At 64.9% G+C, this 9,772-nt stretch carries 9 protein-coding genes and 1 pseudogene; 2 read left to right on the top strand and 8 right to left on the bottom strand.

Annotated features, from left to right (window positions below; translation table 11 throughout):
- Together VML93_RS24020 and VML93_RS24015 are read right to left on the bottom strand one after the other, a co-directional pair.
- A pseudogene (locus tag VML93_RS24020) lies at window positions 1-454 on the bottom strand (hypothetical protein); the annotation flags it as partial.
- Between the two features lie 29 nt (window positions 455-483).
- Window positions 484-738 (bottom strand): hypothetical protein, encoded by a 255-nt coding sequence (locus VML93_RS24015; RefSeq protein ID WP_325614778.1) that lies wholly within the window; start codon window positions 736-738, stop codon window positions 484-486.
- A 135-nt stretch (window positions 739-873) separates the two neighbouring features.
- Between VML93_RS24015 and VML93_RS24010 the strand changes: the two genes are divergently transcribed.
- Window positions 874-1,764: a sensor domain-containing protein gene (locus VML93_RS24010; protein WP_325614777.1), complete on the top strand. Its 891-nt coding sequence runs from the start codon at window positions 874-876 to the stop codon at window positions 1,762-1,764.
- Between the two features lie 26 nt (window positions 1,765-1,790).
- Here VML93_RS24010 and VML93_RS24005 read toward each other — a convergent pair whose 3' ends face one another.
- On the bottom strand, window positions 1,791-3,449 hold the full coding sequence (locus tag VML93_RS24005) for a PE-PPE domain-containing protein (RefSeq protein ID WP_325614779.1): 1,659 nt from the start codon (window positions 3,447-3,449) through the stop codon (window positions 1,791-1,793).
- A gap of 106 nt (window positions 3,450-3,555) precedes the next feature.
- Window positions 3,556-3,726, bottom strand: a complete 171-nt coding sequence (locus tag VML93_RS24000; protein WP_325614776.1) for a hypothetical protein — start codon at window positions 3,724-3,726, stop codon at window positions 3,556-3,558.
- Window positions 3,727-3,921: 195 nt separating this feature from the next.
- Between VML93_RS24000 and VML93_RS23995 the strand changes: the two genes are divergently transcribed.
- A complete protein-coding gene (locus VML93_RS23995; RefSeq protein WP_325614775.1) occupies window positions 3,922-4,206 on the top strand; it encodes a GlsB/YeaQ/YmgE family stress response membrane protein in 285 nt (94 codons plus the stop codon).
- A 99-nt stretch (window positions 4,207-4,305) separates the two neighbouring features.
- Here the strand turns inward: VML93_RS23995 and VML93_RS23990 are convergent, their stop codons facing one another.
- The 4 genes from VML93_RS23990 to VML93_RS23975 are packed head-to-tail and all read right to left on the bottom strand — an operon-like array spanning window position 4,306 to window position 9,465.
- Window positions 4,306-5,364 carry an LLM class flavin-dependent oxidoreductase gene (locus tag VML93_RS23990; protein ID WP_325614774.1) on the bottom strand — a complete coding sequence of 353 codons (1,059 nt, stop codon included), beginning with the start codon at window positions 5,362-5,364 and terminating at the stop codon, window positions 4,306-4,308.
- On the bottom strand, window positions 5,364-5,870 hold the full coding sequence (locus VML93_RS23985; RefSeq protein WP_325614773.1) for an SRPBCC family protein: 507 nt from the start codon (window positions 5,868-5,870) through the stop codon (window positions 5,364-5,366). Before VML93_RS23985 ends, VML93_RS23990 begins: the two co-directional genes overlap by 1 nt.
- A gap of 40 nt (window positions 5,871-5,910) precedes the next feature.
- A complete protein-coding gene (locus VML93_RS23980) occupies window positions 5,911-8,649 on the bottom strand; it encodes an AAA family ATPase (RefSeq protein ID WP_325614772.1) in 2,739 nt (912 codons plus the stop codon).
- Window positions 8,650-8,694: 45 nt separating this feature from the next.
- A complete protein-coding gene (locus VML93_RS23975; protein ID WP_325614771.1) occupies window positions 8,695-9,465 on the bottom strand; it encodes a glucose 1-dehydrogenase in 771 nt (256 codons plus the stop codon).
- Window positions 9,466-9,772 lie beyond the last annotated feature (307 nt).

Raw genomic sequence — 9,772 nt, 5'->3', positions numbered from 1 at the left:
CACGCAGCAGGTAGTGGTCGGGCATCGCGTCGAGCATGTTCGCCTCGTCATTGACCGCGGTGAGGTTGTTGAACCACCCGGCGAAGCCCTCCGCCGAAACTCCGGGCGCTGTCAACTGCGTGACACTGCGGGCGGCGCGGCCACGGCTCGCTGCTACTGCGGTGCGGGAAATCCGTTCCGATGCAGCTATTTCCCGCCGGAGCATGGCGTACATGCCGGCGTGGCCGAGACCGGTCTTGAGAGTGAGCAACGCCTGACGCTGCACGTCCAATTCCGAATGGAGTACCGCATCGAGGTCCAGGCCGGGTGAGATCTCGGCGATCGCCAGTGACCCCAATCGGGAGGCGAACTTCTTCAGCACTGCCTTGGCGCGGCGCGCTTCCCACTTTCGGACATCGGTGCGCGGCACCTGCTTGCCGTTGATGCTGGCGGTGATGGTCGATTGGGGTGTCATGTATGTCGTTGCTCTCCTGTGGAATTGGTTCAGATACTGGGATCGATCAGGACTTTGCCTTCGAGGTGCCCCGAGGACAGCCGGTCCAGGCTCGGCCCGAGTTGGTCCAAGGGGACGGGGGTTTCCACCAGCCCGGTACCCAACTGTCCGTCGGCAAGCACGTCGAGCGCGGCCGGCAGGTCGGCATCACAGATATGAGCCAAGGTCGAATCGATGGTGATCTCCCGCGACCATGTCCTGTTGGCCCAGGCCGGCTTCGAGCGCCCGGTCGAGCACCTGGCCAACAGTGCCGGCTTGGGGCAGTTCGAGGTCGTGCTCGGCAGGCCCGCTAGCCGTCGGGCGCGGCGAGTCGAGCCAATGCGACGGCAATAGGGCAAGCCGGCGGTGGCTATGCGAAACCCGTGCTTTGTCAACGCTTTTTGAGGGTCGATAAATTCGACCATGGGAGGAGTTTATTTGAAATCGATATGCGCCCGCCGGAGAGCGCGATACGCTTCCCGCGGCGGCCGGTGCGCGGTTGCCCGGTCGATCTGATTCTGCGGAGGTGCGCAGTGTCGTCGTTTGTAGACGCGTCTCCGAATCAACGCCCCAAGCGACGCACCAAGATCGCACTTATCATTGCCGCGGTCGCCATCATTGCCATCGCAGCGGGCATCGGGTGCGTGGCGCTGTATACCGAGACGCGGTCGAAGACCGCCGGCCCGTCGTCATCACAGACCTCGTCGACACCCCCAGTGGCGGGAGCCGCGCTGGACGGACTGTTGCTCAGCCCCGACCGAATCGACAGCGCGATGGGTGCCACTGGGATGACGGTTACCCATAACCAAACCGCGATGGATGACGACGCGCCCCACGTGTCCGACAAGGATTGCCTGAGGCTGTATGCCGCGGCGGATTCCACTGTCTACGCTGGCAGCGGGTGGACCGCCGAGCGCGCACAGTACCTCGACGGGCGGCCCAATTATCGGGTCTTTCAGAGTGTGGTGTTGTTTCGCTCCGCGCATGATTCGACCGCATTCTTGACAGGGGTCACCCCACACTGGTTCGCGTGCGCGAACCGGCAGTACACCGACACAGTCGGCAGTCCACAAGTTTGGACCGTGGGCCCTGTTGCCAATAACAACGGCACCCTGAGCGCCACCGAAACCGCCGCCACCGGAACCGGCACAGAAGTAGCCGGGTGGACCTGTCAGCGGGCGCTGACGGTGGCCGTCGACGTCGCCGTTGACATCATCGCGTGCAATTCCAGTCGGTCCGACGCCGCGATCAACATCGCCCGCCAAATCGCCGCAAAAGTAGCCGCAGCGTAGCGATATCGCCAGGAGTTGCTGCCCGGTCAAGGAGTCGGATACGGCGTCCCGTTCAAGATCGAATCAGCTGCTTCTGCAAGGACCGTGAGCTCCAAACCACCTGTGAGCGTGAGCAATCCAACGTTGGCGGCGATCGGATCGCCGATCGCGTTGACGAGCCCCACCAGGGGCTGGCCATTGACCATTTGCAGTGTCCCATTCAGGAACAGGTTGACGTCATAGGACGGCAATGAGATCAGGACGGCGGTTGCGATGTCGGCCGTCGGAAGCAGCGTCGCGTAGGCCGTCGACAAATCAGTCGACACGGTGTCAACGATCTGGGTGTTCGCCGCCTGCAGGTCCGAGAGAAGGTCGCCGAGCGGAGGCAACGCCAGTGTGCCGGGCGCCGAGAATGACGTCAGCGCCTGCGATATGCCCTGCAGCGACGGCAGCTGTGGGGGTCCCTCGGCGTGAAGATCGCTGATCGCGGCGGTGATTCCCTGATGTACCCCGTTGGCCAGGGCCGGCCCCAGGGCGGCGGTGTCGCTGATCGGCGGCAGGAATCCGAACGGGGTAGTCACATCGGCGTACCCGGTGGACCAGCCGAAGTCCGGGTTGCCGTAGCCCCAGTTGACGAGCGGTTTCAGTACCGGCTGGACCAAGTCTGCGATCGGGTTTCCGAGGTACGGGATGGACCGCACCGGATCTAGCAGGGGGAGATTCTGAGTCGGAATCATGTAGTACGTCGTGGAGACGTGTTCGTGCGTCGGCAGGATGATCGCCGAATCAATCTGCGTGGGCGTGAGGCTGTCATAGTCCGCGTGCACGGTAACCATGCCGGCAACGGCATTGAGGTCGGAGAAGACATCGATCGGGTATTGCGGGAAATCGGCCCAGCCGTCGTATTCGAGGATGTAGGACTTGGTCACGAAGTCATTGGTGGGCGCCGGGCCGAGGGTCGAAAAGCCCAGGGTCGGCAGACTCAGACCCGGGAAGCGGGCGTCCCAGCCCCCGTTGGGATTCATCGAATTGCCAAGCAGCACAAAGTTTATCGGTAGTGAGCTCGGCGTGCCGCCAGGGTCCAACGACTGCATCTCCAGCGAGGCGATGTTGGCGCCCTGCGAGTAGCCCACCACGTTGACGGCGTTACCGGCCAGGAGTTGCTGCTGGATCTGGGCGTCGAGGATCGTGACGCCGCGGGATATCGCTACGTCCTGAGGCAAGTCCTTGATACCGCTGTCTGGATATTCACCCGCCGGCATGGTCAGGGGTTGAATACGGCCGACGGGAAAATTAGTCGCGACGTATTTGCCGACAACGTTGGCCACAAAGGACGGCGGAGGTGTCGGCGTTCCGCTGCCGTCCATGACGAAGGTGACGTACGAGTCTGCCGGCACCACTGGGCTGGTCGTGGAGGCGCCGAGCGGGCCCAGGCTGGCGGCTTCGGCGCCGGCGTAGGCGTTGCCGCCCGCGGCCAGCGCCCGAGCGAACTCAGTGTGAAAAGCCGCCGCCCGGCCCATGATCGCCTGGCTCTCCCGGGCGTATGCGTTGAACAGCGTCGTTATCGCGCTGGACACCTCATCGGCGGCCGCCGCGACCATGCCGGTTGTCTTGCCCTCCGCGGCGGCCGTGGCTTGATTGATGGTCGTACCGATCGCCGCCACATCGGTAGCAGCCGTCGCCATCACCTGCGGCTGCGTCAGCACATACGTCAATCGGCCCCCTTGCCACAATGAGCACCGCGAGCGGGCATCGTCCAGCCAGCATAAGCCGATCCGCTGTGACGGGTCGGGCACTTGGCCGACAGCGGCTTCAGCTGGCCAGCGTGCCGTACCCCCACTCGCCGGAGCCGGGACGCGGCTCGGTCGCGGACGGCATCTGCCCGATCGGTTGGTCGCCAGCGCGCACTTCGGGGCGGCAGAACGCGCATAGATCGGGGCCCAGCGTGGGATAGCCGCACGCGGGGCAGATAGCCGTGGTCACTGGCTCCGACCTCCTGGTGGACGTGTGTCGAATGATTCTTTCGACTACCCCCGGCCCACGCCATCTAAACGGTTCTGCTGCAACGATTACCGGGAGCGCTGACCCGCTCCACGTGTGCGTTATAAGCCGGTCGGTTCGGGGAACCCGTGATCGAAGAGGGTGTCCACCAGGGGCACCGCTAAGGCAGGAGCTGAAATGATCGGAACAATCATCCTCGCGCTCGTCGTGGGCGCGATCATCGGGTTGGTGGCGCGTCTCGTCATGCCGGGCAAGCAAAACATCGGCATGATCATGACTGTTCTACTCGGTGCCGTAGGTGGCTTGGTCGGCTCTGCGGTGGCCAGCCACTTCGGATACCACAATGCCAATGGCGGAGTCGCCTGGATTCCGTTCTTCATCGGCGTCGCCGCTGCGGCAGTGCTCATCGCGCTCTACGAAGCCGTGACGGGTCGCGGCAGCCGCACCAGGTTGCCGCGGTAGCTCGCTCGACCATCCGCCAGCTAATCCTCGCGGGTCCGGTTTCCTCCCCGGGCCCGCTTGGCGCGAGCCGTGCGGTACTGCTCTACTCGATTCATAAGATTATCGAGCGCTGCTGATCTCCCGCACGATCTCGATCGCCCTGCCCATGGTTGTCAGCCGGTCGTCCAGGGTGTCTCCGGCAGGATAGAGCCGAACGGTGTTGACTCCGGCGTCCTTCCAGACCGAGAGACGTTGTCGCACCATGGATTCGGTGCCGATGAGGGTGGTGGCCAGGACCATCTCGTCGGTCACCAGTTCGGCGGCCCCGTTCCGGTCGTTCGCCTGCCAGCGGTTACGCACCTCGGCAGCGACGTCGGCCCAACCCTGACGGCTGTAGGCCTGGTTGTAGAAGTTGGTCGATGCCGATCCCATGCCACCCAGACTGAATGCGAGCTCTTTCTTCCGGCTGCCGATCATCACGCGTAGGGCGTCTTCGTCGGGCGCGAACGCCACCTCGGCGCCCTGACAGATATCGAGGTCGGTGCGGTTACGCCCGCTGCGGGCCAATCCTTCCGCGAGGTAGGCGAAATACGCGTCCGCGGCACCTTCGGGCACGAAACTGGTGCCCAGCCAGCCGTCGGCGATTTCGCCAGTCAGGCGCAGCATGGCAGGCGACAGGGTCGCCAGGTAGATCGGGACGTCGTGCTCGGCGCGCATCGACAACCTCATCGGCACCGCATCCCCGCCGGCAAGCGGAATCTGAAACTCATTGCCGGAGTGGGAGATCTTGTCCCCACCGAGCACTCGGCGCACGATCTCGACCGTCTCCCGCAGCCGGCGGAGCGGCCGCTTGAACGAGATCCCGTGCAACCCCTCGATCACCTGTGGGCCTGAAGCGCCGAGCCCGAGCAGGAAGCGCCCTCCGGAGAGGTTCGACAGCGTGATCGCGGTTTGGGCAACTGCGACGGGCGTTCGTGTGCCGACTTGCATAACACCCGAGCCGAGCAGCATGCGGTCGGTGCAGGCGGCGTAATAGCCGATGGCGGACGGCGCGTCCGAACCCCAGGCTTCGGCGACCCACAACACGTCCAGTCCGAGTCTTTCGGCCTCGACGACGTAGTCGCGCTGCTTGGACCAGTCGCCGAAGCCCGAAGCCTCGACCGTGGTGGCGGTGCGCATCAGCTTTCCGCGAGTTTCTTGATGTGGGCCAGGGTGGCGGTCATGTTCTGTTCGAACTCCCGCATCCGCACGAACACGATTTTCTCCTCTTTTTCGGGCATGCGATCGATGGCAAGCGAAAGCCCGGAGCGCGCCGGGCCGATCTGCATCCACTGGGTCAATTGCGTGCCGCCGTCTTTGGGTTCGAGCCGGAAACGCCAAACCGCCGTGGGGTTCTCCGGATCCTCCACGGCCCAGGCAAATACCCGCTCGGGCTCCGCTTCGATCACTATCGAGGTTGTGGACCAGCTACCCAACGAATCGTGCTTGCTGTGTCCCACGAATCTGGCTCCCACTGTGCCTTTGGCGGCCTCGTCCAGCCATTCGACCGACTGCAGTTCTTGGCTCATGGACGGCATCAACTCGACATCGGCCACCAGCTCCCACACCCGGCGCGGGGTCGCATCGATCCACGTCTGCACTTCCACGTTCGGCTTATCCGCATAGCGCGCACCCGTCCACTCCATACCTGGCCGACCTCCTATTCTCGAACTCCGTAAGCGCGGCTCATTGCAACTCGCCCAGCCGACGCAGTGTATTGCTGAGTTGCACCCGTGATCGCACGCCGAGCTTGGCGTAGATGGATCGCAGGTGCGTACCCACCGTATTGACAGACAGACCAAGCGATTTCGCGGTGGCCTTGTTGGTATGGCCGACCGCGACGAGGTGTGCGACGCGCCGCTCCGCATCCGAGAGCACTACTGCGCTTGATGTGTCGACATGCGAACGTGTCCACTTGCTACGTCGGGCTCCGGCGGCGCGCATGGTGCGCTGCACACCTGCGCGCCGGGCCGAGGCGCCCATGCTGTTGTACTCGTCCCACGCGGCGTCCAGTCGGGCCAGCCCGGCATCTCGTTCGCCGATCTCCAACAGCATCATGCCGTGCGCCTCCGTACCCGCCGCCCGCAAAACCCGTCTTGGACTGTGCTGGAGGATATTCGCCGACTCGGCGACCATGGCAAGGTCGTGGTCGAGCAGGCCGCGCAGATTCAACGCCAACCCGGTCAGTGTGGCGACGTCGGGATTGCGTCGTGCGCCTTCCTCGGCAACCTCGACCGCCTGCTCAGTGAATTTAGAAGCGCCGCAGGCCATTCCGGTTTCAAAGAATATCGTCATCCAGCATGGCCACCACGCCCAGTAACTGCGCGACCGTTCGGGTGCGGCCAGCAATTCGGCAAATATTCGACAGGCATCGTCGGGATGGCCCCGGGCAGCAGTCAGCCAACCTCGGGTGAAGGTCACGCCAGGGTGCTCGACGGTATCCGCGCCGTTACGAACGTCGAACGGTGGGCGCAGTCGCTGTCCGGCCAACGCGGGCTCGCCGCGCAGCAATGCGACGAAAGCGCGTATCTGGGCGGCCTCGACGACATGAACCGTGTTGCCGATCACCTCTCCGAGTTCGACCACGGCCGCCGCGGTCTGATCGGCGGCGCGCAGTTCGCCCACGTTGTAATACTGCTTGGCCTGTGCGAACAGCACGGTTGGGATCAGCGACTCGGCGCCCGCCCGGCTGTCGTCGGTTGCAGCATCCAGCAGCATCTGGGCGTCATGGTAGCGATCCAGCAGTTGCAGCTCCATGATCTCTTCGGCGAGGTAGGCCACCCGGGTGACCGAGCGCAATTCCCGGAAATGCTTCAACGCCAATTGATGACGACGTTCGTTGTGGGCGGCTTCGCCGGCGGCTTGCAGGGCAAGCGCCAGCGCGTCGTGATCGCCGGTGGACCTGGCTTCGGCCAGCGCGATGTCGGCCTGTTCGGTGGCCTGGTCGGCAGGAACGATACGGGTGCGGGCCAACGCACCTACCGCTTGGAAGCGGGCAACCAGATCACGCCGCGGTGCGGCGTGGCTGATGCCGCGGTCCGCGCGCTGCGCCAGCTCGGTGAAATGGCCGCTGAGCCACAACGCTTCCGCGGCCTGTGTTTCGATCCGGCTGATGACGTCGGGGTCGTCGACGGTGGCCAGCAACAGGTCGGCTACGGCAATCGCGTCGGCACAGTGTTGTGTATGCGACAGAACTGCCAGCGCGCGCTCACCTGACTCCAGCCAGTGCGCGTGGTGCGGACGTAGTGTCTGGAACGCTTGCAGCGCAAGGCCGGCGGCGTCGACGGCGCTGCTGTTGACCATCGCCTCCGCGCCGGAAAGCATGATGGCGGCGTTGGCGTCGTCGCCAATCGTGATCGCTGCCCGTGCATGGGCTGCGGCCAGCGCCGGATCCCCGGTGGTGGCCAGCAAGTGTTGGGCGAACCGCGTGTGCAGTCGGCGTCGTAGGTCCGGGGCGATCAGGTCATAGACCGCCTCCATGGCCAGGTCGTGGCTGAACCTCAGGTCGGTGCCGGTCGAGACGACCAGGCCAGATGCCAGTACGGCGTCGACGTCGGCATCGTGCGTCGGCCCCGCGGCCACGCCACACAGCGTCGCTGATTCGAGGATCGGCACCGGGCTCCCGGCGGCGGCGATCGCGTCGATGAGATGGCGCGCTGTCGCGGACAAGCCGGCCAGCCGCCTAGCGACGGCCGTCCGGAACGGCGCCGGGATCTGCTCGCTGGTATCCGCACTCAGGGCGACGCTGTCGATAATCTGAGTGGCGACAAAGGGATTCCCACCGGCGGCGGCCAGCAACTCGGAAATGCGGTGGTCAAATCTTGAACCGAGCCGATCGCGTGCGATTTCGGCTATCTCGCGCTGCCCCAGCGGACCCAGTTGGATGTGATCGACCTCGACGACGTCGGCGGCACCGACACTCAACCCGGCTGCGGCGGAGCGGCTGGCCAGCGCCCACACCACTGGCCGCCCCGCTGCACGAGAGATCAAGGTGCGCAGCGCATATCGGCTGACCCGGTCGGCCCACTGCACATCGTCGACGGCGAGCAGCAGTCGGTGATCGGCTGCCAGCCGGTCAAGGTGATCAGCGATCCGATCGACGAGCAACAGCGGCTCGCCGGCGACGCGGGCAACCCCTTCGAACTCGGTGGTGGTAAGAAGCGGTGTCCGCCCGCTGCGGAGCAGTCCGATCATCGGTGCGCCGGGCGCGGCTTGCTCGATTTCGTCGCATTTGCTTCTGGCAACCAGCAGGCTCGAGTGTGCGGCATGACGGTAAATCTCGGACAGCAGCGCCGTTTTGCCGATGCCGGCCTCCCCCGAGAGCAGGACGACGCCGCTCGCGCTGTGCCGTTGTGCGCGCCGCACAACGCTGAGTGCCCTCGCCAGCGCGTCCCCGCGGCCCCGCAGCGGACCGTAGGGCCTCATCCTGAGGTCGGTCACCGGTCCGGCCCGTTGCATTTCACCACGAGCTCAGGATGCCGTCAGACCGCCGTCGACGACGAGCGTCGTGCCCGTGATGTAGGCCGCGGCGGGGCTGGCCAAGAACACGACTGCCGCGGCGAGTTCCGCGGGTTCGCCGGGACGCCCGGCAGGCAGCCGCGGCAGTTGGCTGTCGATGTAGCCCTCGGGAAACTGGTCGGTCATCTCCGACGGAAAGAAGCCCGGGGCGAGCGCGTTGACCCGGATGCCTTTGCGCCCGGTCCATTGCACCGCCAGGTCGCGAGTCAATCCGATCAACGCGGCTTTACTCGCCGAGTACGCTGCCTGGGGCAACCCGCCACTGGTTAGCGCCACGACACTGGAGATGTTGACGATCGCACTGCCAGGTGTCATGACCCGGCCACAGGCCTGGGCCATCCAATAGCACCCGTTGAGATTGATATCGATCACTTCCCGAAATTGTTCGGGTGTCTCCCGGGTGGCCGGCACCGCGGTGCCCTTGCCGGCGTTGTTGACCAGCACGTCGACCTTCCCCAACTCGCTGACCGCCGTATCCACCACCCCTTGAGCGGCCTCAGGAAGGCTCACGTCGGCGGTCACCGTAATGGCGCGGCGCCCCAGGTCGGTCACCAGCTTGCGGGTCTGCTCCAGGCGATCGGCGCGTCGCCCGGCAAGCACCACGTCCGCGCCCGCCTCGGCCAGCGCGGTGGCGAATGCCACCCCCAGGCCCGAGGTTGCCCCGGTCACGATCGCGGCCTTGCCGTCGAGGCGGAATCGGTCCAGCACGGTGGTCGTCGACATCTGATTGTCCTCTCGCGGAGCGCTGCTTTGCCGGAAAATTCTAGTAGCAAACTACTACTAGCTAGATTGGTCCGCCAGAATAATCATTAGATTCCCTGAGTAGGTCGCACCACCGCACCCGACTGCGTCGTTCTCTGTAGTTGCAAACTGCTACTGGTTCGGTAGTGTGTGAACCCGATCAGGCTGCTAAGGAGGCCGACGATGACTCGCGTGAGCTGTCCGTCCAATACCCAGGAGGTCGCCGTCGGTGCTATCGCCGCGGCGGATGTGGGCGCGTTCGCTGGTGAGGCCCGATGAAACACCTCTA

This window comes from Mycobacterium sp. (genome assembly GCF_035499775.1).
Taxonomy (GTDB): domain Bacteria; phylum Actinomycetota; class Actinomycetes; order Mycobacteriales; family Mycobacteriaceae; genus Mycobacterium.
This window is presented reverse-complemented; position numbering and strand designations above follow the sequence as displayed.

Bases quoted from the DNA above. Each gene is read 5' to 3' on its own strand.
- VML93_RS23995 (WP_325614775.1), top strand. From the start codon at position 3,922: ATGATCGGAACAATCATCCTCGCGCTCGTCGTGGGCGCGATCATCGGG.
- VML93_RS23990 (WP_325614774.1), bottom strand. From the start codon at position 5,364: ATGCGCACCGCCACCACGGTCGAGGCTTCGGGCTTCGGCGACTGGTCC.
- VML93_RS23985 (WP_325614773.1), bottom strand. From the start codon at position 5,870: ATGGAGTGGACGGGTGCGCGCTATGCGGATAAGCCGAACGTGGAAGTG.
- VML93_RS23980 (WP_325614772.1), bottom strand. From the start codon at position 8,649: ATGAGGCCCTACGGTCCGCTGCGGGGCCGCGGGGACGCGCTGGCGAGG.
- VML93_RS23975 (WP_325614771.1), bottom strand. From the start codon at position 9,465: ATGTCGACGACCACCGTGCTGGACCGATTCCGCCTCGACGGCAAGGCC.